Annotated in this window: 18 protein-coding genes, 1 tRNA gene and 1 riboswitch; of the genes, 9 read left to right on the top strand and 10 right to left on the bottom strand. The window is 56.3% G+C overall.

Going from position 1 to position 21,619, the window contains the following annotated elements; translation table 11 throughout:
* Positions 1-150 precede the first annotated feature (150 nt).
* The 7 genes from RCCS2_RS10090 to RCCS2_RS10065 all read right to left on the bottom strand — a co-directional run bounded on the left by RCCS2_RS10090 (position 151) and on the right by RCCS2_RS10065 (position 8,312).
* Positions 151-813: a YjbF family lipoprotein gene (locus RCCS2_RS10090; protein ID WP_008233881.1), complete on the bottom strand. Its 663-nt coding sequence runs from the start codon at positions 811-813 to the stop codon at positions 151-153.
* Positions 810-2,786 (bottom strand): YjbH domain-containing protein, encoded by a 1,977-nt coding sequence (locus tag RCCS2_RS10085; protein ID WP_008233880.1) that lies wholly within the window; start codon positions 2,784-2,786, stop codon positions 810-812. The genes RCCS2_RS10090 and RCCS2_RS10085 overlap by 4 nt, the downstream gene beginning before the upstream one ends.
* Positions 2,787-2,950: 164 nt before the next feature.
* On the bottom strand, positions 2,951-3,220 hold the full coding sequence (locus RCCS2_RS18555; RefSeq protein WP_198007031.1) for a hypothetical protein: 270 nt from the start codon (positions 3,218-3,220) through the stop codon (positions 2,951-2,953).
* Between the two features lie 224 nt (positions 3,221-3,444).
* Positions 3,445-4,317 carry an NAD(P)-dependent oxidoreductase gene (locus tag RCCS2_RS10080; RefSeq protein ID WP_008233879.1) on the bottom strand — a complete coding sequence of 291 codons (873 nt, stop codon included), beginning with the start codon at positions 4,315-4,317 and terminating at the stop codon, positions 3,445-3,447.
* 36 nt (positions 4,318-4,353) lie between these two features.
* The gene (locus RCCS2_RS10075; RefSeq protein ID WP_008233878.1) at positions 4,354-6,240 is read right to left on the bottom strand and encodes an acyl-CoA synthetase; all 1,887 of its coding nucleotides are present in this window, start codon (positions 6,238-6,240) and stop codon (positions 4,354-4,356) included.
* 110 nt (positions 6,241-6,350) lie between these two features.
* On the bottom strand, positions 6,351-8,141 hold the full coding sequence (locus tag RCCS2_RS10070) for an ABC transporter transmembrane domain-containing protein (protein WP_008233876.1): 1,791 nt from the start codon (positions 8,139-8,141) through the stop codon (positions 6,351-6,353).
* 97 nt (positions 8,142-8,238) lie between these two features.
* Positions 8,239-8,312: transfer RNA gene (locus RCCS2_RS10065), tRNA-Gly, on the bottom strand.
* Positions 8,313-8,495: 183 nt separating this feature from the next.
* Here RCCS2_RS10065 and RCCS2_RS10060 point away from each other — a divergent pair.
* From RCCS2_RS10060 to RCCS2_RS10035, 6 genes are all read left to right on the top strand, one after another.
* Complete coding sequence (locus RCCS2_RS10060; protein ID WP_008233875.1) at positions 8,496-9,452, top strand: GAF domain-containing protein; 957 nt, start codon at positions 8,496-8,498, stop codon at positions 9,450-9,452.
* A gap of 110 nt (positions 9,453-9,562) precedes the next feature.
* Positions 9,563-10,078 carry a CoxG family protein gene (locus RCCS2_RS10055; RefSeq protein WP_008233874.1) on the top strand — a complete coding sequence of 172 codons (516 nt, stop codon included), beginning with the start codon at positions 9,563-9,565 and terminating at the stop codon, positions 10,076-10,078.
* A 33-nt stretch (positions 10,079-10,111) separates the two neighbouring features.
* Positions 10,112-10,594 carry a (2Fe-2S)-binding protein gene (locus RCCS2_RS10050; RefSeq protein WP_037293847.1) on the top strand — a complete coding sequence of 161 codons (483 nt, stop codon included), beginning with the start codon at positions 10,112-10,114 and terminating at the stop codon, positions 10,592-10,594.
* A gap of 13 nt (positions 10,595-10,607) precedes the next feature.
* The gene (locus RCCS2_RS10045) at positions 10,608-12,977 is read left to right on the top strand and encodes a xanthine dehydrogenase family protein molybdopterin-binding subunit (RefSeq protein ID WP_037293846.1); all 2,370 of its coding nucleotides are present in this window, start codon (positions 10,608-10,610) and stop codon (positions 12,975-12,977) included.
* A 57-nt stretch (positions 12,978-13,034) separates the two neighbouring features.
* Positions 13,035-13,823 (top strand): FAD binding domain-containing protein, encoded by a 789-nt coding sequence (locus tag RCCS2_RS10040; protein ID WP_008233871.1) that lies wholly within the window; start codon positions 13,035-13,037, stop codon positions 13,821-13,823.
* Positions 13,824-13,916: 93 nt separating this feature from the next.
* Positions 13,917-14,861, top strand: coding sequence for an XdhC family protein (locus tag RCCS2_RS10035; RefSeq protein WP_008233863.1), 945 nt, complete (start codon positions 13,917-13,919; stop codon positions 14,859-14,861).
* Positions 14,862-14,870: 9 nt separating this feature from the next.
* Here the strand turns inward: RCCS2_RS10035 and gcvP are convergent, their stop codons facing one another.
* From gcvP to gcvT, 3 genes are read right to left on the bottom strand one after another with little or no spacing between them, the layout of a single operon-like run.
* The gene (gene gcvP / locus RCCS2_RS10030; protein WP_008233859.1) at positions 14,871-17,714 is read right to left on the bottom strand and encodes an aminomethyl-transferring glycine dehydrogenase; all 2,844 of its coding nucleotides are present in this window, start codon (positions 17,712-17,714) and stop codon (positions 14,871-14,873) included.
* Between the two features lie 12 nt (positions 17,715-17,726).
* Positions 17,727-18,086: a glycine cleavage system protein GcvH gene (gene gcvH, locus RCCS2_RS10025; RefSeq protein ID WP_037294027.1), complete on the bottom strand. Its 360-nt coding sequence runs from the start codon at positions 18,084-18,086 to the stop codon at positions 17,727-17,729.
* A gap of 14 nt (positions 18,087-18,100) precedes the next feature.
* Positions 18,101-19,225, bottom strand: a complete 1,125-nt coding sequence (gene gcvT / locus RCCS2_RS10020) for a glycine cleavage system aminomethyltransferase GcvT (RefSeq protein ID WP_008233857.1) — start codon at positions 19,223-19,225, stop codon at positions 18,101-18,103.
* A gap of 159 nt (positions 19,226-19,384) precedes the next feature.
* Positions 19,385-19,469: riboswitch (glycine riboswitch) on the bottom strand.
* 150 nt (positions 19,470-19,619) lie between these two features.
* Between gcvT and RCCS2_RS10015 the strand changes: the two genes are divergently transcribed.
* From RCCS2_RS10015 to RCCS2_RS10005, 3 genes are read left to right on the top strand one after another with little or no spacing between them, the layout of a single operon-like run.
* Positions 19,620-20,048 (top strand): VOC family protein, encoded by a 429-nt coding sequence (locus RCCS2_RS10015; RefSeq protein ID WP_008233856.1) that lies wholly within the window; start codon positions 19,620-19,622, stop codon positions 20,046-20,048.
* Positions 20,049-20,104: 56 nt separating this feature from the next.
* Positions 20,105-20,734, top strand: coding sequence for a DUF1194 domain-containing protein (locus RCCS2_RS10010; protein ID WP_008233855.1), 630 nt, complete (start codon positions 20,105-20,107; stop codon positions 20,732-20,734).
* A complete protein-coding gene (locus RCCS2_RS10005; RefSeq protein ID WP_037293843.1) occupies positions 20,731-21,456 on the top strand; it encodes a DUF1194 domain-containing protein in 726 nt (241 codons plus the stop codon). Before RCCS2_RS10010 ends, RCCS2_RS10005 begins: the two co-directional genes overlap by 4 nt.
* The last annotated feature ends 163 nt before the right edge of the window (positions 21,457-21,619 follow it).

The raw sequence follows: 21,619 nt of genomic DNA, 5'->3' as shown, positions 1-21,619 counted from the left end.
TTTCGAAATTTTCGGGGTCTGGATCGCCGCGGTTTAATCCCGTTTTGAATACGCGTTTGTGCCCTGTTACGCGAGAATGGATCGCGTCGCGGCCGCAATAGCACGGTGCAACAAATCAGCCGCCCGCCACCTATCAAACCTGACAAGGCTTTAGGGGTCAAACTGATCGATCACATCGACCTGAATGTTTCCTTGCACCGGTCCTGTCCATTGACTTGTCCGCCAGATACGCCCCGTGCCCGCATCCAGATAATGGATGTTATTCACGGTGTCGCCAGTGTCTGTTGTACACATTTCAATCACCTCAACAACGCTGCGGTTGGCACTGACAACATCAATGACCAGATCTCGACCCACTTGATTGCGGCACGTCATCGTCGTTTGCGCAAATTGCGTGCCCCGCTGTGACAGATGATAGGTTCGCGTAACCTGGTCAGGCCAAGTTCCTGCCCGTGCCTCCGTCACCAGCGGATCATTGCTTTGCGTCGTTACCGCTTGCAGGTTCGTGCCAAGGCCAAGGGTGGCATAGATCAGCCCGCCTTCAAGCGTGACACCACGATTATCGTTTGAGCTATAATTGATCCGGTCTTCACGCATCTGGATCGCAATACCGACGGTGCCCACACCGATGGTTGGGCTTAGCATCAACACAGCGGCAAGGTCAGCTTGCTCAATCGCGGCCCGATTGACCCGTGGGATCGTCATTTCGACCTCAGGATCGGGGTTCAGGATCGCGTCGCGAATTTGCGTAAGCTGACCCAGACACCCCGAAAGGGCCATGATCGCACCGGCAGAGAGAATACCCTTGATCAATTCCAGAACTCCCCAAAGCCATCCTCAATACGTCGTTTGTCTGACGCCCGCAGCTCATTATAAAGCAGCCCGGTCCCGCTGACACGAGAGCCAAAGTCACCCGACTGGCCGCCGACCGACAGGTTGGTTGTGCCGGTGCCGCCATCTGCTGATGTCCACGACAGTGGTATTGATATTTCGGCCCCGAACTTGAGCGCACTATCGCGTTCCTCGCTCCATCCTGTGGACGCCGCGATCCGCCAGCCGTTGCGGTAATTCCGGCCCACTGTCAGCCCAACTGCGAAATCTTCGGCAAGATGTTGACCGGCATCGACAATAACAAAATTCCCGTTCTGCCCAATATTGGCGTAAACGCTCCCGATCAGCGTGGTTGCATCCGCATCCTCGAACCCGAACCATCCTTCATAGGCGCGTTTGTGCACGTATGTTGCTTCAAGCCCCAAAGCAAAGTTCTGTGCGGGGTCCCGCCAGATCATTTCTCCGCTGATGCCGCCATAGGCCCGTTCAAAGTAGCCGGCAGATACCCGGCCGAAAACTTCTGGCGCAACCTGAAAGCGGTGTCGCACGTTCAAGGACTGCAAGAAAGCAATGTCAGGTTCATAAGACGTAAAGTCCGACCGGATGCCCGGTTCGGCTGGTGGATCTTGTTGGTCCCATTGATTAAGGAACCGATATCCTATTGTGCCAGCCACGAAGGTTTGCGGCGAAAACGTATAACGCGCATTGGCGTTCAGCGTACCTGTCAGCTCTAACGTGTCCGACGTGATAAAATCGGCTTTGAATGTCGGTGAAAACCCGTAGGTGAACCGCGGTTCAAATGCGCTCTCGCCCAGTGCCGCAGGCCGATTGAGCGGGCTGGGCGCAAAAGATGTCGCATCCCACGCCAGTTCAGCTGCGTTAGGTTTGCCAACCGCCCGGTCCAGCCCGGCACGATCCAGAACCACAACATTGCTGTCAAAGGCACCGGTGTTCTGTGTCACGCGAAATGTCGTGATGTTTGCCGGTGCAACCGCCGACAAAACCCGCGCCACACGGCCCACGATCCGGGCAAAGACCGCATCTGTGTTTGATGATGCGGTCACATCAATCGTGTTGCCCCGCATGGAAAAGCGGCTGATCTGAATGTTTTCTTTTTCCAGACGTTCGGTCAGGACTGCAAAAACCTGCGCTTCGGTTGGTTGAGGCTGACCTGCACGCGCAGGCCTATTTTCCACATAAGGGTGCGGCCCCCGCCCGATGTCAGTTTGCACGAAGGGCAGTCGTGGGTTTGCAGCAAATTCAAGCCGCAAACCAGTACTGCCTTGGTTGTTGACCAATCCGGTCACGCGCAGCCCTTCGATCAATTCATAAGACAGGCTGGCGGCAAAGGTATCGTCGGCTTCTGGACCGGCAACACCGCTGTATTCCGCCGCAGCGATCAGGCTGTTAACGCCCGTATCCCAAACGAAATTCGCAAATGGTTCTGTATCGCCTTCAAACAAATGATCGGTGCGAAAGACGCCGTCATCCTCGCCTCTGTCAACCACGGTTTGGTCGGCATACCGCCCCCAGCCCAGACCACCGGAAATCTGCGCCGGACCAAGGGATTTGCTGGCCAAAAGGTATTCGCCGGTACCACGATCATCGTTTCCCAGACCAACCACACCAACCGTCAAAGACGGAAAATAAGCACTTTCGTCCAAAAACCGCAGTCCAAAGCTTAATTCGTTGCCGCTCGAACTGCCGGTGCCCTCATCATATGTTGGAAAACTGATCCCGATTTCAAAGCGATCGCTGGGCTGGATGGCAAAAGACAAGGCGCGATAATCTTCGCGGTAATCAAAGATAATTGTCAGATCATCTGCCACACCACTTATCGCTCGCGGTGTGTCGATCGCTTGGGACAACCCACCGATCCCTTCGGCCATAAGACCAGACGCCAAACTGGTCGTAAGCAAAGCGGTGCAAGCAATCCCTTGGGCGGTTCTTTTCATCTGGTACTTTCCACCCGTTGGGCAACTGGTCCTTAATTGTGCCGTCAACCTAACGAAGGTCTCGACCGATTGTCGAGAGTATTACGCGGATTTCGGCCCCCATCGGCCCAAGAGAATTCTGGCGTTGGATTGTCTTTAAAAAACCTTTGGCGATTTACCCGAAATTAAGTGGCGCGGTTCATATCGGTAGCGACACCCATAGAAGCGTTTCCTCTGACAATGAGAGTGACCAAAAAATGAGCAACCGGATGGATTGCAAAACCGTTCGATGACGACGCTATATCCTCTGTGATCTGCCGTTTGGCGGGAACCCGATTGATGACGGACTCAGCCATTCTTGATGCATTGTTTAAAAAGTGCGCCGATCTTTTGGTCGCCTTATCCGATGGTCCTGACGATTTGCGCGAAAGCCGCGCTGACAGTGAAACTGTCATGCAGTATTCCGTGCCGTTCATTCCATCAAAGGCGCTACGAGTGCATTCTCTTTGGATGTACGCAACTTCACATTGAAAAAATTTGACCCGCCGGGTTCAGTTTACGCCAACAACTGGCGCTGCACGTCAGCTCCAGATTGCTGGTGAAGCACCAGTTGTTGTCCCGGACAAGAAAACTGCGCCGCAGCCAGATATCACATTGTTTTAGCAGATGAGGGTCGCGATCAGCCGATTGCTTGCAAGCGCTTGAGCAGTGACGATGTATCCCAACGGCCCCCGCCCAGTTTTTGGACATCCTTGTAAAACTGATCAACCAAGGCTGTCACTGGTAAGCTAGCCCCGTTTTCATCTGCCGTATCCAGACAAATACCAAGGTCCTTGCGCATCCAATCTACAGCAAAGCCATGCTCCCATTCGTCTGCCAGCATGGTTTGATAGCGGTTGGACATTTGCCAGCTTCCCGCCGCCCCTTGACTGATCACTTCGACCACGGCTTCACCATCAAGACCGGCCTTTTGTGCAAAATGCAGCGCCTCTGACAGGCCTTGCACCAAACCTGCGATCGCAATCTGATTGCACATCTTGGTCATCTGCCCCGCCCCGCTGTCGCCAATCCGGCGGCACAGCTTTGCATAGGCAGCGATGACAGCTTCTGCGGCCGCATAGCTGTCGTTTGCACCGCCACACATGACCGACAAGGCACCATTTTCCGCACCCGCCTGCCCGCCCGAAACAGGGGCATCAACAAAGGCGATCCCTTTTTCAGCAGCCAGATCGTGCAATTCACGCGTGACCGCCGCAGAAACCGTTGTGTGATCTACAAAGATTGATCCGGCAGCCATACCCGCGAAAGCGCCATCTTCGCCCAGACAGACCGAACGCAGATCATTGTCGTTGCCGACGCAGGCCATCACCATATCTGCGCCCTGCGCCGCAGCGCCCGGTGTTTGACCCATCGCACCGCCGTGCTGTGTGACCCATTTTTCCGCTTTTGCGGTGGTCCGGTTGTACACCGTCACATCATGGCCCGCCGCCTGAAGGTGGCCCGCCATCGGATATCCCATGACCCCCAAACCCAAGAATGCAAGTTTTGTCATCGCAACTGTCCCTTATTGCTGTGCTTGGTCATTCAACTAGTCCGCTAATTCCCATGGAATAGTATAGGCGTTCAACGCCTTGCCAATGTCAGCATCCGACGCATCACCGGTTTTACCAATACGTGCCACCAACCCGCGTTTCTTGTCTTCGCTCACTTCGCGTACTTCAGCAGCGGTTTCAGTCAGAGCAGCGTTATAAATTCGTGTAATCGCCCGCTTGCGCAGATCAGGTTTAAAGATTTTGCCAACGGCCGTTTTTGGCAGTTCATCCAACACTTCCAGATGCTTGGGGTGTGCCGCACGTTCGTGAATACGCTCTTTGGCATAAGCCATCAGATCATCCTGCGTCACTTCGGCCCCATCTACCAATTCGACATAGACGCACGGCACTTCGCCAGCGTGCTGATCAGGCTGACCAATGGCGCCCGCAAAGGCCACGGCATCATGCCCGGCCAAGGCTTCTTCGATTTCGGCAGGGTCGATGTTATGACCACCACGAATAATCAGGTCTTTCGCGCGCCCTGTGATCCAAAGATAACCATCAGCATCCACACGTCCCAAATCGCCAGTCCGCAGGTATTGATGGTCTGATTGTTTACCGGGGTAGAATAGGTCCTTGTTTTTATCGGCTTCGGTATATGTCTGACCGTCAAAGACACCTGGGTTCGATACACAGATTTCGCCGATTTCGTCGGTGTCCATAATTTCACCGTCCGCTGGGTTGACGATTTTGACGTCCGTATAAGGAAACGGCAAACCGATCGAGCCGACACGTTTTTCCCCCGCTGGTGGATTGATCGACACCAGACAGGTGGCTTCGGTCAAACCGTAACCTTCGCAAATGGTCACGCCTGCGGCCTGTTCGAACCGCCGATAAAGTTCCAGTGGCAGGGGCGCAGATCCGCAAAAAGCCAACCGCAGGGTTGAAATATCTGCGTCCACCTTGCGTTGCATCAGCGCGGACATGGCCGTGGGCACCGTGATCATAAAAGTGACCTTGTGCTTTTCCACCAGCTTCCAAAAATTGTCGAACACGCCTTCGCCGCGATAGCCCTGCGGCGTGGGAAAGACGATTTGCGCACCTGATCCCAGTGATGCGCCAAGCGATACGATGGTCGCGAATACATGGAACAAAGGCAGCGGGCAAATTTGCACATCTTCTTCGGTAAACAGCAGCCGATCCCCAAGCCATGCGTTATAAACAATGCCGGAATAGCGGTGTTGGACAACCTTTGGCATGCCGGTTGTGCCGCCGGTGTGGAAATAGGCCGCAACACGGTCAACCTTGCTGTCTTCAAAGCTGAGCGTTTTAGGCTGCTTATTCAGTTCGGCATTGAAATCCAGCACTTTGGCCGTGTGGGACACCGGGTTTTTAGGCCGGATAAGCGGTACGATCAAACGCTTGAGACCGGTGAGGTAACGGTGCAAATCCACTTCAAGCACATGGGTCACATTTGGGGCAAGGCGCACAGCCTCTGCCGCTTTTTGGGCCACATCAGTTTTGGGAAAGGCTTTGAGCGTGACCAGCACTTTCGCGTTTGTCTCGCGCAGGATCGAAGCGATTTGCTCGGCGTCCAAAAGCGGGTTGATCGGGTTCACAATGCCCGCCACCTGCCCGCCCAGATATGTCAAAATCGTCTCGGTCGCATTGGGCATCAGGTAGGCGACAACATCCTTTTCACCGATACCAAGGTTGCGGAACATATTTGCCGCCTGCCCGGTTTTGTCCCGCAATTCAGCCCAGTTCAGCGTTTCGCATTTGGCATTGGGATCAGAAAGAAGGCTGAAACTGGCAGCCTTGCGGCCCCCGTATTTGGATGCGGTCTGGCTTAGCAACGCGTAGGTGGTCGTCGGCGTATCGCGCGCCTCCCACGGCTTTTCGTTTTCGATGGCGTCCCGGTCTGCGACACTTGCAAAAGCCATGTCGTCTCCTCCCTTATGTTGTTACCTCGCAGCGCTGCGCGGCCTCCCTGACCTGACAGGTTGGGCAAAAATGAGCATAATCACAAGCCTTACGCTGCGAAAAAGCGTGGCTATTCCGCGGCAACGCCTTCGGTGAACTGCAAACGCGCGAGCCGGGCATAAAGCCCACCCTGCGCCACCAGCGCATCATGGGTGCCTTGGGCCACGATTTTGCCGTCTTCCAACACCACGATCCGATCTGCTTTTTTGACCGTGGCCAACCGATGCGCGACAATCAATGTGGTTCGCGTGCGCGCCAGTTCCTCAACCGCGCGCTGCACGGCGTATTCGCTTTCGGCATCCAGCGCACTTGTCGCCTCATCCAGCAGCAGGATCGGGGCGTCGCGCAAAATCGCGCGGGCAATCGCAATCCGTTGCTTTTGCCCCCCCGACAGCATGACACCACGTTCGCCGACATAGCTGTCAAATCCGTCAGGCAGCGCTTTGAGAAAATCATAAGCCGCAGCAGCTTTGGCGGCTTCTTCAACTTCAGCGTCCGTCGCTGTGGGTCTGCCAAAGCGAATATTCTCGCGCGCTGTGTCGGCAAAGATGACAGGGTCTTGCGGGACAAGCGCAATGTGCTTGCGAAAATCGGATCGGTCCAGATCACGCAGGTCTATGCCATCAATGCGCACTGCGCCATCCTGCGGGTCATAAAAGCGCTGTACCATCTGGATTATTGTGCTTTTGCCTGCCCCCGATGGCCCGACAAGTGCCACCGTTTCCCCCGGCGCGATATCAAGATCAATGCCGTCAAGCGCCGAAATCTGCGGCCGTGACGGGTAGTGAAACTGCACATTGTCAAAGTGCAGCGCACCTTTCACCGGCTTGGGCAACACCCCCGGTTGGGTGGGATCCTGAACCGTATCTTCGGCCGTCAGCAACTCGACCAACCGCTCGGTCGCGCCAGCGGCACGTTGCAGTTCGCCCCAAACCTCGGACAGGGCGGCAACAGCGCCACCGACCATGATGGTATAGATCATGAACTGTACAAGGCCGCCTTCTGTAATCTCACCGGCGACGACATCTTGCGACCCCATTTGCAAGAACAGCACAATCGCCGCGAACACCATGAAAATCACGATCGCTGTCAACGCCGCTCGGGTCATGATCCGGCGACGGGCCGAATGATAGCTTTGCTCGGTGACCTCATCAAACTTTGCGCGGCTCAGCTCTTCGTGGGTGAAGGCTTGTACGGTTTGCGCCGACAACAACTGCTCGGACGCGTCACCACTACTTTCCGCGATCAGATCCTGATTTTCCTTGGACAGGCTGCGCACGCGGCGGCCCAAGAACAGGATCGGAAACAAAACCACAGGGATGGGCCAAAGCACCATGATGCTCATCTTCACAGAGGTCAGAAGCATCAGAATGACACCACCGATGAAGATCAGGATATTTCGCAATGCGATTGAGACCGAACTGCCGATGACAGATAAGATCAGCGTGGTGTCTGTGGTAATGCGGCTCAGCACCTCGCCTGTCATGATGCGTTCGTAGAACGCCGGGCTCATGCTGATCATGCGGTTGAAGACGGCCTTGCGAATATCAGCCACCACGCGTTCACCCAGCCGTGTCACCAGATAGTATCGCAGCGCTGTCCCAAACGCGAGCAGCACGGCAATCGCCAGCATCGTAGTAAAATGCTGGCTGATCTCACCGCTGGCCAAACCAAATGTATCGACCACCTGCCCTGCTGCAATCGGCAGGCTCAACGACACCATTGCGGTAAACACCAGCGCAAAACTCGCGCCGATCATGTTCAGGCGGTATGGCTTCATAAATGGCCAAAGCGCCTTAAGTGCGCCGACACGTTTACCGACAGGCCGGTCCTCTGGTTTGGGCTTTTGGGTCTCGGCCATTCGCGGTCCTTTATTACGTTGACAGGGACATAAAACTGAACCGAGCGTTTCACAAGGCGACCAAATGCATCAGATGAAATTTGCTGGGAAAAATATGTGGAGCGGGCGAGGGGAATCGAACCCCTATCATCAGATTGGAAATCTGAGGTCTTACCATTACACAACGCCCGCGTAAGTGGTGGCGTGGTATTTGACCTTTCAGGTAAGGTCAAGACTTCCCTCAAACTAACGCAGCATCAACATTTCTGACGTCAGCACCGATAGACCCAGCAAGGGTCATTTGCGAAAAGAGGTCGAAAATTTGCGCAATGGAACAATCAATGTAAGGTGAACCGATCCAGGTAGGGAGTTTCTTTGATCGCATCCTTCAGTGCCCATATCGACAAGGTCGCACAAACGGTTGAATCCAGTGCTGCTGCGGCCCGGTCTTGGCTGGCGGCGTCGTGGCGGCGTTCGATGATCAACCACGGGCTTGATCCGGCGCGGCAACGGGCGGCTGAATACCTGCCAGATGCGGATATCGCCCAGCGCAGACAAGCGCTGGGGCGTGTTGCGGCCATTGCGCAGCCCAAGCTTGATCAACTTTTTTCACTGGTGGGCAGTTCAGGCTGCGGCGTTGTGCTGACCGACAATCAAGGTGTCGTCATTGACCACCGTTTCGAAGATGCCGACACGCATATCTTTCAAAATTGGGGGCTTGGTGCCGGGGCCGATTGGAGCGAGGCCGCCCAAGGCACCAACGGCATTGGCACCTGCCTGACAGAACGGCGCGAGGTCGTGATACACCGCGATCAGCACTTCATGGCCAGCAACATCGCAATGAGCTGCATTGACGCGCCGGTATACGGTGCAGAGGGTGAAATCGTGGCGGCACTTGATGTGTCGTCAGCGCGTGTCGACCAGACCGAGACGATGAATGGTATGATCTCGGCGCTCGTGCGGCAGGCGGCGCGCAGCATCGAGGCGGACAATTTCCAGGACAAATTCAGCAGCGCACGCGTGATGATGATCAACGACCCTTCCGACGGGGTTTCACTGTTGGCGACGAATTCTGATGACATCGTTATAGGTGCGACCCGCGCGGCGCGGCGGGCTTTTGACTTGCGGTCAGAGGGGAACCTGAAACCTGTCCCCCTTGGCGATTTGATCGGACGCGACAATAAATCAAAAGGCTTTGAGCGGGCACAAAGAGCCGCGGTTATGCGCGCTTTGGTCAGGGCCGAACAGAATGTCAGCCTTGCGGCGCGCGAACTTGGGGTTTCACGCGCAACGCTTTACCGACGCATGAAAAGCCTGAGAATAAGTGATTAGGTGCCGCTTGTCGCAGATTTGAGACAGACGACACAACTGATTGCGCGCCACTGTCTTCACACACGCCGCTATTCTTGCTGAACTGCCTGAACGATCAAACGGGGATATCCATGAACCTAGCCGACGCCAGGGACATCGCAGCGCCACGCACAGCCGTCTGGGCCGCCATCCTTGATCCAGAGGTTCTTAAGGCCTGCATTCCAGGCTGCAAAGAATTGGCCGGAACGGTCGATGAAGGTTTCGAAGCGGTCGTAGTACAAAAGGTGGGTCCAGTGAAAGCCACCTTCAAAGGCCAGGTCGACGTATCCGATATTGTTGAAGGCCAAAGCCTGACACTGACTGGCCAAGGCAAAGGCGGTCCTGCCGGTTTTGCCAAAGGGGCGGCCAAAGTCAGCTTTGCCGACACAGCCGAGGGCGGTACCCTGCTTACCTATGATGTAGAGGCCAAGGTTGGTGGCAAACTGGCCCAATTGGGCAGCCGTATCATTGACGGTTTCACCAAGAAACTTGCTGATCAGTTTTTTGAACGGTTTCAGGACGGGTTGGAGGACCCAACTGATGCCGATGACGTGGAAGAAGATGAAGAGAAACCAAAAAAGGGCTGGATCGGGCGCATGCTAGGCTGACACCCCAATCCGGCATTCTTAAGGGAGGAAGATATGCCAACAATAACCATGAATGTGAACGGAACAGCCGTTTCGGCAAACGTGGAGAACCGAACGGTTCTATCGGCTGCGCTGCGCGAAGAGTTGGGCCTGACCGGCACCCATATCGGTTGTGACACCAGCCAATGCGGCGCTTGCGTTGTGCATGTGAACGGCAAAGCCGTGAAAGCCTGCACCATGTTTGCGGTTGAGGCCAATGGCGCGGACGTAGACACCATCGAAGGTCAAGCCCATGTCGACGGATCGCTGAACGTTATCCAACAGGCGTTTCAGGATCATCACGGGCTGCAATGTGGGTTCTGCACACCAGGCATGATCATGAGTGCCGCAGCCCTTTTGAAAGAAAACCCAAAACCGACTGAAGCCGAAGTGCGCGATTATCTAGAAGGCAATATCTGCCGCTGCACCGGTTATCAGGGCATCGTTAACGCAATCATGGCAGCAAGCGGGCAAACCCCCGCCATTGCAGCCGAATAGGGAGGACAAGGATATGGCAGCAGACGGAGGAATGGGTCACGCGACCAAACGCCGTGAAGACGTGCGTTTCCTGACAGGACGTGGCAAATACACGGACGATTATACACCCGCCAAGACCACCTATTGCGCCTTTGCGCGCTCAACTGTGGCCAATGGCAAGATCAACAGCATCGACACAAAAGATGCCGCCGGCATGCCCGGCGTCGTGACTGTTTTCACCGGCGAGGATTTTGCCGAGGTTGGCGGAAACCCCGCAGGCTGGCTGATCAACAGCCGCGATGGCGAGCCGATGAAAGAACCCAAGCGGCCCGTACTGGCCCACGGCAAAGTCCGCCATGTGGGCGACGCTTATGCCGCTGTGATCGCGGAAACGTTGGAACAGGCGATGGACGCGGTTGAGGCAATTGACGCTGATATTGATGAGTTGGACGCCGTCGTCAACATGGTCGACGCTTTGGCCAATAGCACGACGCTGGTTCATGATGAAATCGGCACCAACCAGTGTTTCGACTGGGGCTGGATCGAAGATAATCGCGCCGCTACAGATGAGGCGATCAAGAATGCGCCGCATGTCACAACGCTGGAACTGGTCAACAACCGTTTGGTCCCTAATGCGATGGAACCACGTTGTTCAATCGGCGAATACGACCCCGGCACGGGCGACTATAAGCTGACCACAACCTCGCAAAACCCGCACCTGACGCGGCTTTTGATCAGCGCTTTCGTGATGGGCATTCCTGAAAACAAGCTGACGGTCCATGCGCCCGATGTAGGTGGCGGTTTTGGGTCGAAAATCTATCACTATGGTGAGGAAGCTTTGGTGCTGGCCGCCGCGAAAAAGCTGAACCGCCCGGTGAAATGGACCTCTACGCGGACCGAGGCGTTCCTCAGCGACGCGCACGGCCGCGACCACGTCACCAAGATCGAATTGGCTTGCGAAAGGGACGGCACCTTTATCGCCTTCCGAACTGAAACGATGGCCAATGTTGGGGCGTACCTGTCGAACTTCTCAACCGCGACGCCGACGTTCCTGCACGGCACGCTAATGGCGGGGAACTACACGGTGCCTAACGTCTATGTGAACGTGAAGGCCGTGTTCACAAACACGGCCCCCGTTGACGCATATCGGGGCGCAGGCAGGCCAGAGGCGACGTTTAGTCTTGAGCGTGTGATCGACAAGGCCGCGCGCGAATTGGGGATGGACCCCATTGCCTTACGGCGCAAAAACTTCATCAAGCCCGATCAGTACCCCTATGCGTCTGCGGCAGGTCTTGAATACGACAGCGGCAACTATGATGCATTGATGGACGGGCTGGAGGCCGCGGCTGATCTGGCCGGGTTCGAGGCACGGCGCGCAGAAAGCGCAAAGAACGGCAAACTGCGTGGCCTTGGAATCAACAGCTATATTGAGGCTTGCGGCATTGCGCCATCAAACCTCGTCGGTGTCCTCGGCTCTCGCGTGGGCCTTTATGATGCAGCTACGGTGCGGGTGAACGCCACCGGCAATATCTCGGTCATGGTGGGTGCACATAGCCACGGGCAAGGGCATGAAACCGCCTTTCCGCAAGTGGTGGCTGACATGCTGGGCGTTGATCCCATGTCGATTGAAATCGTGCATGGTGACACCTCGAAAATCCCCTTCGGGATGGGTACTTACGGATCACGCAGCCTTGCCGTCTGCGGCTCTGCCGTGTTCCGAGCGACGGAAAAGATCATCAAGAAAGCCACGCTGATTGCGGCGCATATGATGGAGGATAAACCTGAAAACGTCGATTTTGAAGACGGTGACTTCTCGGTCAAAGGCACCAACAAGAAGGTCAGCTTTGGGGACGTAGCGCTGAAAGCCTATATCCCGCATGATTTCCCGCTTGAGGATATCGAACCGGGGCTTGAGGAAACGGCCTTCTACGATCCGGCGAACTTTACCTATCCTTCAGGCGCATATGCCTGCGAGGTCGAGGTCGATCCAGACACTGGCAAGGTCGACATCTGTTCGATGATCGCGATGGATGACTTTGGCAATGTTGTGAACCCGATGATCGTCACCGGTCAGGTCCAAGGCGGATTGGCCCAAGGCATTGGGCAAGCGCTGCTGGAACACGGGATCTATGATGAGAACGGGCAGCTTTTGTCCGGGTCACTGATGGATTACGCCATGCCGCGTGCCGATGATCTGCCCAACTTTGTGGTCGATCACAGCCATGCCACCCGCTGCACACACAACCCCATCGGGGTGAAGGGCTGTGGCGAGGCAGGTGCCATCGGATCGCCCCCCACTGTGGTCAACGCCGTGGTCGACGCGTTGCAGCGCGGCGGACATGACGTGGAACACATCGACATGCCGGTCTCGCCCGCGCGTGTCTGGGAAGCGATGAACGGATGATCTGGACAGCGGTGTGGCAGCTTTGCCCCCGCCCCGCCCACCAGAGAGGAGAGATAGATGTACAATTTTGAATTTGCAAAACCCAAGACAGTGGAAGAAGCCGCCAGTGCGATGGCCGCAGAAGGTGCACAAGCACTGGGTGGCGGGCAGACCTTGCTGCCAACGATGAAACAGCGCCTTGCCTCGCCTGAGGTGCTGGTCAGTATGACCGGTATTGAAAGCATGGTTGGGGTCGCCGTGCGTGGTGACACGTTGACCATCGGCGGCGCAACAACCCATGCGCAGGTTGCAGCAGATGCCGCGGATCTTTACCCCGGTTTGGCCGCTTTGGCTGCCAATATTGGTGACCCGGCGGTGCGCAATCGCGGCACGATCGGCGGTTCGCTGGCCAACAACGACCCGGCCGCGTGCTATCCTGCGGGGGCACTTGGATCAGGGGCGACGATCACGACCAACACGCGTGACATCGCGGCGGATGATTATTTTCAGGGTATGTTTGAAACGGCGTTGGACGAGGACGAAATCATCACCTCGGTCAGTTTCCCGATCCCCGAAAAGGCCAACTATCAAAAGTTTGATCAACCGGCATCCCGATTTGCTCTGGTGGGTGTTTTTGTGGCCAAAACGGCAGATGGTGTGCGGGTTGCCGTCACTGGTGCATCGAACGAAGGGGTTTACCGCTGGACAGAGGCCGAAACCGCGCTGAGTGCCAGCTTTTCGGAAGGCGCGCTTGAGAGTATGTCTGGCAACCTCGATGATATGATCGCGGATTTGCACGGATCGGCGTCCTATCGGGCGCATCTGGTCGGGGTTTTGACCCGCCGCGCTGTCGCAGCCTGCGGCTAGATCTCACCATAGAAATTGACCGCGACGGCGTTTTCGTCGTGGTCTGCATCCGCCCATTGACGGCCTGACGCGCGCCGGGCAGGAACCACATTCATGAATACAGCCTTTCATCCGTCACCAACCGGGGGCGACCCGATCCGTGCCATCCTTGATGCGCCGGGGCCATGCGTGCTTGCCGTGATCGCAGGGGTGGAAGGGCCGTCTTATCGCCCGCTGGGGGCGATGATGGCGGTCATGACAGATGGCAGCCGGATTGGCACATTGTCATCAGGTTGTATCGAGGCCGACATTGCCCTGCACGCGGGTGAAGCATTGGCCGCGAAAACGCCACGGCTGATCCGCTACGGCATGGGGTCACCATTTGCAGACATCGAACTGCCATGCGGTGGGGGGCTTGATATTCTGCTGGTCCCTCACCCAGACAAAGACGCATTGGATCAGGTCGCACAGCTTACTGCGTCGCGCGCGACGTGCTGCATGCAAATTGATATCGAAAGCGGTGTCATCATTGTGCAAGATCAAGGTACGACGGCCCGTGATGGGCAAAAACTCATGGTGCGTTTTGATCCCGCGATCCGCTTTTTGATCTTTGGAAAAGGTCCAGAGGCCAGCACTTTTGCGGCGCTTGTCCAATCGGCGGGCTATCCCAACCTGCTGCTGTCGCCCGACACAGAAACCTTGCAAGCCGGTAACGCAGCCAGTTGCCAAACGCGACACATGACCCAACAAGGTTTTCCCGAAGATCTGCAAGCGGATGACCGCACCGCAATCGTGCTGTTTTTTCATGACCACGACTGGGAACCGCCGATCATGCAAGGTGCGTTGCAAACCGACGCGTTCTATATCGGATCACAAGGCAGCCAGCGCGCCCGCGACAATCGGATTGCCACGCTCAAGGCGATGGGTGTCTCTGCCGCAGATATCGCGCGGTTACGCGGCCCGGTCGGCCTTATCCCTTCGGCACGCGACGCAGGCACACTTGCGGTTTCGGTGCTCGCCGAGGTCCTTGCTGTGGCGATGCAGATGCCTAGAACATAACGGCCTGTATCATTCCGCCGCTTGTGCATAGTCCGCCATCGGGGGACAGGTGCAGGTCAGGTTGCGGTCGCCCCAGACATTGTCAACACGGTTGACCGGTGGCCAGTATTTATCGACGCGGAAGGCACCTGCCGGAAAACACCCCACCTCGCGGCTGTAAGGACGATCCCAGTCCTTGACGAGGTCTTCCATGGTATGTGGCGCGTTTTTAAGCGGGTTATTGTCGGGGTCCATGACCCCGTCTTCAATGGCCGCGATCTCTGCGCGAATGCCAAGCATCGCGTCGCAAAACCGGTCCAGCTCTGCCTTGGTTTCAGATTCGGTCGGTTCAACCATCAAGGTGCCCGCAACAGGCCATGACATCGTTGGCGCATGAAACCCACAATCAGACAACCGTTTGGCGATATCATCAACTGTGACATGCGCACTTTCAGCAAAGGGTCGGGTGTCAATAATGCATTCATGCGCGACACGGCCCGTTGGCCCCTTGTAAAGGACGTTGAACGCCCCTTCGAGGCGCTTGGCGATATAGTTCGCATTCAGGATCGCCACGCGTGTCGCCTGCGTCAGACCTTCGCCCCCCATCATCAGACAATACGCCCACGAAATTGGCAGCAGCGAGGGCGAGCCATAGGGGGCCGCGCTGACCGCGCCTTCACCGTCGTTCGGATCGCCGGGCAGATGCGCAATCAGATGATCCTTCACGCCAATTGGGCCCATGCCGGGGCCGCCACCGCCATGCGGGATGCAGAACGTCTTGTGCAGGTTCAGGTGGCTGACATCACCGCCCAGATCACCAGGGCGGCTCAGGCCGACCATCGCATTCATATTGGCCCCGTCAATGTACACCTGACCGCCCGCATCATGGGTGATCTGGCACACCTCTATCACCGTTTCCTCGAACACCCCGTGGGTGGATGGATATGTGATCATACAGGCGGCCAGGTTATCCTTGTGCTGTGCAACTTTGGCTTTGAAATCGGCCAGATCAATGTCGCCATTCTCGTCCGATTTCACCGGCACAACCTTCCATCCGACCATCTGCGCGGAGGCTGGATTGGTGCCATGGGCATTCATCGGGATCAGGCATATATTGCGTTGCCCTTCGCCGTTGGCGCGATGGTAACCGGCAATCGTCAAAAGCCCTGCATATTCCCCCTGCGCACCCGAATTGGGCTGCATTGAGATTGCATCGTAACCCGTGACGTCACACAGTTTTGCTGACAGATCTGCGATCATCTCGGCATAGCCTTCTGCCTGATCCTTGGGACAGAACGGATGCAGCAAAGAAAACTCGCGCCAACTGACGGGCATCATCTCGGCCGCTGAATTCAGCTTCATTGTGCAAGACCCCAGCGGGATCATCGCGCGATCCAGCGCAAGATCCCGGTCCGCCAACCTGCGCATGTAACGCATCATTTCCGTTTCGGCCCGGTTCATGTGGAACACCGGGTGCGTCAGAAAATTGCTGGTGCGGATCAGCTTTTCGGGCATGTTGTAGTGCGGGGTGTAATCCTTATCTGCGCGTTCAATGCCAAAGGCGCGCCAGACCTTTTCAATCGTGGCCGGGCGGGTGCGTTCATCCAACGTGATACCGATTGATGTTTTACCAACAGCACGCAGGTTCACCCCTTCATCCACAGCCGATTTCATCACCGCAGATTGCAACGGCCCCACATCAATCGTGATCGTATCAAAGAAGGTGGCGGGGCGCACATCGAAACCGCCCTGTTTCAACCCTTCTGCCAAACGCGCGGTTTTGCGGTGGATGCGTTGGGCAATTGCCTTAAGGCCCTCTGGCCCATGAAAGACGGCATAAAACCCCGCCATCACCGCCAGTAAAGCCTGCGCAGTGCAGACATTCGACGTCGCCTTTTCGCGGCGAATATGTTGTTCACGGGTTTGCAGCGACAAACGGTAGGCACGGTTGCCGTGACTGTCGATGGATACGCCCACAATGCGTCCGGGCATATTGCGCGCATATGCGGCCTTGGTCGCCATATATGCGGCATGGGGACCGCCATATCCGATGGGGACACCAAAGCGCTGGGTTGTCCCAACCGCAATATCAGCGCCCATCGCGCCGGGTTCTTTCAACAGTGTCAGCGACAATGGGTCGGCGGAAATAATTCCAATCGCCTTGTTTTCATGTAACTTCGCGATCTCATCCGTGAAATCGCGTAAATGGCCATAGGTGCCCGGATATTGAAAGATCGCACCAAACACGGCACTGGCATCCAGGTCATCCGGGCTGCCCACGATAACCTCGATCCCCAGTGGCTGCGCGCGGGTCCGCATTACAGCAATATTTTGCGGATGGCAGTTTTCGTCGACAAAGAACCCTGTCACCTTTGATTTGCTGATGCGCTGCGCCATGGTCATTGCCTCTGCGCAGGCTGTCGCCTCGTCCAGCAAAGACGCGTTTGCAATCTCCAGCCCAGTCAGGTCGGACACCATCGTCTGAAAGTTCAGCAGTGCTTCAAGCCGACCCTGACTGATTTCGGGCTGATAAGGGGTATAAGCGGTATACCATGCCGGGTTTTCAAGGATGTTCCGCTGGATCGCAGGCGGCGTGACCGTGCCGTGATACCCCTGCCCGATCAGCGAGGTCAGCACCTTATTTTTCGATGCTGTGACACGCATATGATGGAGCAGTTCACTTTCTGATTTGGGCTTACCAAAATCCAATGGCTGCTTTTGCCGGATTTTCGCAGGCAGCGTATCGTCGATCAGCGCATCAAGGTCTTTCGCGCCCACAACGTGCAACATTTCGTCCATTTCAGCAGGCGATGGGCCGATGTGGCGGCGGTTAGCAAAATCATAGGGCAGATAATCGGTCGGCGTGAAGGTCATGGGTCAGGTTCCTTAGCCAATCATCGCGTTATAGGCAGCTTCGTCCATCATATCGTCCAGTTGTGACGGATCCGACGGTTTGATCTTGAAAAACCACCCCGCGCCAACTGCATCGCTATTGGCAAGGCTTGGATCATCGGCAAGGGCGGTGTTCACCTCGATAATCTCGCCATCGACGGGGGCCATGATATCGGATGCGGCCTTTACACTTTCGATCACGACGATCTCATCATCTTTGCTGACGGTGGCGCCAACTTCGGGCAGTTCAACAAAGACCAGATCGCCCAGTTGGGTGGTCGCGTGTTCTGTGATCCCAACAACATAGACATCACCGTCGGCGCGCAGCCATTCGTGTTCTTCAGTGTATTTCATCGTCATCTTCCCTGTTATCGTTTGAAATTGGCCGGTGTGAACGGCAGTTTGGTCACGGTCAAAGGCTGGCGCTTGCCACGCAATTCACCGTAAATCCGGGTGCCAATACCGGCATAATCAGCGGCAACATAGCCCATCGCCATCGGCCCACCGATCGTCGGGCCAAACCCGCCAGAGGTAATGGCACCAAGGGGATCAGTTGCATCCTTATCAGCGAAAAGGACAACACCTTCGCGCATCGGCGCACGACCGTCGGGCAGCAACCCGACACGTTTGCGGGTCGGTCCGTTCTTTATGTCATCCAAGATGTGGTCAGCACCGGGAAACCCACCAGCGCGTTCACCGCCGGCGCGCCGCACTTTTTGAATGGCCCACGTCAGTGCAGCCTCTACCGGGGATGTCGTGGTATCAATGTCGTGACCGTATAAGCACAGCCCGGCTTCCAGTCGCAGGCTGTCACGGGCACCAAGTCCGACAGGTTCCACATCCGCATGATCAAGCAAGGCCTGTGCGACGCGTGCCGCGTCAGTGGCCGGTATGGAAATTTCATAGCCATCTTCGCCGGTATAGCCCGACCGCGATACCCATGCGGTCACGCCCGCCAGTTCCAGTGTCGCGACATCCATAAACGCCATGTCAGATGCACGCGCATCCAATGCTGTCAGTACCGCCTCGGCTGCCGGGCCCTGCAATGCCAGCAGCGCCCGGTCGGTGATTTCGGTGACGGTCAGTTCCGGCTTTAGGGATGCTTTCATATCGGCGATATCAGCAGCTTTGCAGGCCGCGTTCACAACCATAAAAATGTGATCACCACGGTTTGCCAACATCAGGTCATCTGTGATCCCGCCTGCGTCATTGGTAAAAAAGCCATAGCGCTGACGCCCCGGTGCAAGCCCCAGAATATCAACCGGGATCAGTTGTTCCAAACCTGCGGCGGCATCAGCATAAGTCGCACCCTGCACAATGACCTGCCCCATGTGGCTGACATCAAACAGGCCTGCCTTGGCACGTGTGTGCAAATGTTCTTTCATCACGCCAAGGGGGTACTGCACAGGCATGTCATACCCCGCAAAAGGGACCATCTTGGCACCCAATGACACATGCAATGCGTGAAGCGGTGTTTTGTGCAAATCAGCCATGTCGCGCGCGCCTTCTTTTGGCCGCCAAGACTTGCATCAAATCAAGCGGCACCTGCTTTACGCAGGACATGCCCTGCGCAATGGTGCCTCCTCTGTCCACTTGCCTGAGATCGCTATCCCTTCGGCGGGTGCATGCGCACCACTCTCCAGAGTGTTCATGTCCTGACGCTGGTCCTGTGGCCTGAGAGTTTCCGAGGCAGTTGCTCCTTCGGCACCAGTGAACTGGTTCTCCCAACGTCAAGCTGTGGGCATTTCGTATCGGAAACCAACAGGGCGTGGCAAGCGCTAACTGCGCCGCCGCCCCTGTCGTTCCGCGATAATGTTGTGACGGGCATTTACTGTTGCGCCTGAACGGCTAGGCTATCGGCCAAAGCAACCTGACAGGAGTAGCCAGATGTCCCTTAAATACCTGCACACGATGGTGCGTGTGAAAAACCTTGAAAAATCCATGGCCTTCTACGCACTTCTTGGCCTGAAAGAAACGCGGCGCTTTGATCATGAAGGCGGGCGGTTTACGCTTGTTTTCATGGCGCCGCCCGGCCAGGAAGAATGCCCGGTTGAGCTGACCTATAATTGGGATGGCGACGATGCGCTGCCTGATGACAGCCGTCATTTCGGGCACCTCGCCTACCGGGTGTCAAATATCTATGAGACCTGCCAGCACCTGATGGACAATGGTGTAACGATCAACCGCCCGCCCCGTGATGGGCATATGGCCTTTGTCCGTTCCCCCGACAACATCTCGGTCGAGTTGTTGCAGGAAGGGGATGACCTGCCACCGGCGGAGCCTTGGGCCAGTATGGAAAACACCGGCCATTGGTAAGAACGACGCTCTTATCTTGTCTATGCCTTGCGGCAGCCCCGGTCGAGGCCTGCCGCTTGGCGCTTATCCTTGCTGTTGATGTGTCATCATCCGTTGATGCCGACGAATACATTTTGCAGCGCAATGGATTGGCAAACGCCCTGCGCACGCCAGAGGTTGAGGCGGCTTTTTTCGCCAGCCCACAGCCTGTCGCGCTGCAGATTTTTGAATGGAGCGGGCGCGGGCATCAGACCGATTTGCTGGACTGGACGCTGATCAATACGCCTGCCGATTTACGCCGCGTGGCTGCCACACTGACCCGCACAACGCGCAGCACTGATGGTTTGCCAACTGCGATGGGCCATGCACTGGGCTATGCCGCGATCAAACTGCAAAACGCCCCGGCATGCCTGTTTCAAACAATTGATCTGGCTGGTGACGGCACAAATAACGAAAGCTTTGGGCCGCGCAGCGTTTATGCGACATTTCCCTTCGACGGGGTTGTCGTGAACGGGCTGGCCATCACCGGGACCGAAACAGCGCTTGAGAATTACTTTGAGACGCAGGTCATACGCGGCCCCACAGCCTTTGTCGAAGTGGCCCAGGGTTTTCAAGATTTTGAAAACGCAATGCGGCGCAAGCTGGTTCGCGAACTATCTGCGCAAATCATCGGCCGGGCAGCGACGCGGCAAGAGGTGCAAGGATGATCCGGTTATGCCTTTTGATCCTCCTGTTACCGACCATGGTGCAGGCAACCTGCCGGCAGGCGATATCGCTGGGGCTGGATGTGTCCAGTTCTGTGGATCAATCCGAATACACCCTGCAATTGGAAGGGGTCGTTGCGGCCCTGAATGCGCCGGTGGTGATAGATATCCTGTTTTTGCAGCCTGACGCGCCAGTTCGCATTCACGTCTTTGAGTGGAGCGGGCCAGTCAACCAAACCATCATCGTGCCATGGACAACGCTGAACACGCCAGCGGACTTGGCCACGGTCACCGCACGCCTGCGCGGGCATCAACGCGGTGTGCCTGCACCGACCACTGCGGTGGGGTCTGCGTTGCTGGCAGGGTTCGCTTATCTTGAACAACATCCGGAATGCTGGATTCGCACACTGGATCTGTCTGGTGACGGCGAAACAAATACCGGGCCCCTGCCCGAGGACATTCCCCTGACCCAGACCCCCGCGGGTGTTACCGTGAACGGGCTTGTCGTGGGTTCGGGTAATTTCTTTGGCGATCAGATCAGCCAGAATGCACTGGCTGATTTAGAGGTCTACTACCGCGAAAACGTCATTCGCGGGCCGGTGGCCTTTGTTGAGGTCGCCAAAAATTATGATGATTACGCCGCAGCGATGGAGCGCAAGCTTTTACGCGAACTATCAGCATTGGCTGTTGGACAGATTGAAACGCCGAACGGTTCGGATGGCTGATACGCTATGCCACCATCTTTCTGTTTCTACCCTATTGATAGACGCTGCCTGCCGACATGCCATGATTTTCAAAATGGAAAGTCATCAGCCCGAAAAACGAAATGGGCTGGCACTCCAGCGTACCAGCCCACTCAAACCGTTATCCTCGTTACCAACGTCTTTG

Origin of the sequence: Roseobacter sp. CCS2 (genome assembly GCF_000169435.1) — a bacterium.
Taxonomy (GTDB): Bacteria; Pseudomonadota; Alphaproteobacteria; order Rhodobacterales; family Rhodobacteraceae; genus Yoonia.
Note: the sequence above shows the minus strand (reverse complement) of the source record. Positions and strands in the feature narration are given on the sequence as shown.

Coding starts and splice junctions, on each gene's coding strand:
- RCCS2_RS10045 (WP_037293846.1), top strand. CDS start 10,608: ATGGCAGCAGACGGAGGAATGGGTCACGCGACCAAACGCCGTGAAGAC.
- RCCS2_RS10035 (WP_008233863.1), top strand. CDS start 13,917: ATGAATACAGCCTTTCATCCGTCACCAACCGGGGGCGACCCGATCCGT.
- RCCS2_RS18555 (WP_198007031.1), bottom strand. CDS start 3,220: ATGACAGTTTCACTGTCAGCGCGGCTTTCGCGCAAATCGTCAGGACCA.
- gcvH (WP_037294027.1), bottom strand. CDS start 18,086: ATGAAATACACTGAAGAACACGAATGGCTGCGCGCCGACGGTGATGTC.
- RCCS2_RS10005 (WP_037293843.1), top strand. CDS start 20,731: ATGATCCGGTTATGCCTTTTGATCCTCCTGTTACCGACCATGGTGCAG.
- RCCS2_RS10075 (WP_008233878.1), bottom strand. CDS start 6,240: ATGGCTTTTGCAAGTGTCGCAGACCGGGACGCCATCGAAAACGAAAAG.
- RCCS2_RS10055 (WP_008233874.1), top strand. CDS start 9,563: ATGAACCTAGCCGACGCCAGGGACATCGCAGCGCCACGCACAGCCGTC.
- RCCS2_RS10040 (WP_008233871.1), top strand. CDS start 13,035: ATGTACAATTTTGAATTTGCAAAACCCAAGACAGTGGAAGAAGCCGCC.
- gcvT (WP_008233857.1), bottom strand. CDS start 19,225: ATGGCTGATTTGCACAAAACACCGCTTCACGCATTGCATGTGTCATTG.
- RCCS2_RS10050 (WP_037293847.1), top strand. CDS start 10,112: ATGCCAACAATAACCATGAATGTGAACGGAACAGCCGTTTCGGCAAAC.
- RCCS2_RS10015 (WP_008233856.1), top strand. CDS start 19,620: ATGTCCCTTAAATACCTGCACACGATGGTGCGTGTGAAAAACCTTGAA.
- RCCS2_RS10080 (WP_008233879.1), bottom strand. CDS start 4,317: ATGACAAAACTTGCATTCTTGGGTTTGGGGGTCATGGGATATCCGATG.
- RCCS2_RS10070 (WP_008233876.1), bottom strand. CDS start 8,141: ATGGCCGAGACCCAAAAGCCCAAACCAGAGGACCGGCCTGTCGGTAAA.
- RCCS2_RS10085 (WP_008233880.1), bottom strand. CDS start 2,786: ATGAAAAGAACCGCCCAAGGGATTGCTTGCACCGCTTTGCTTACGACC.
- gcvP (WP_008233859.1), bottom strand. CDS start 17,714: ATGACCTTCACGCCGACCGATTATCTGCCCTATGATTTTGCTAACCGC.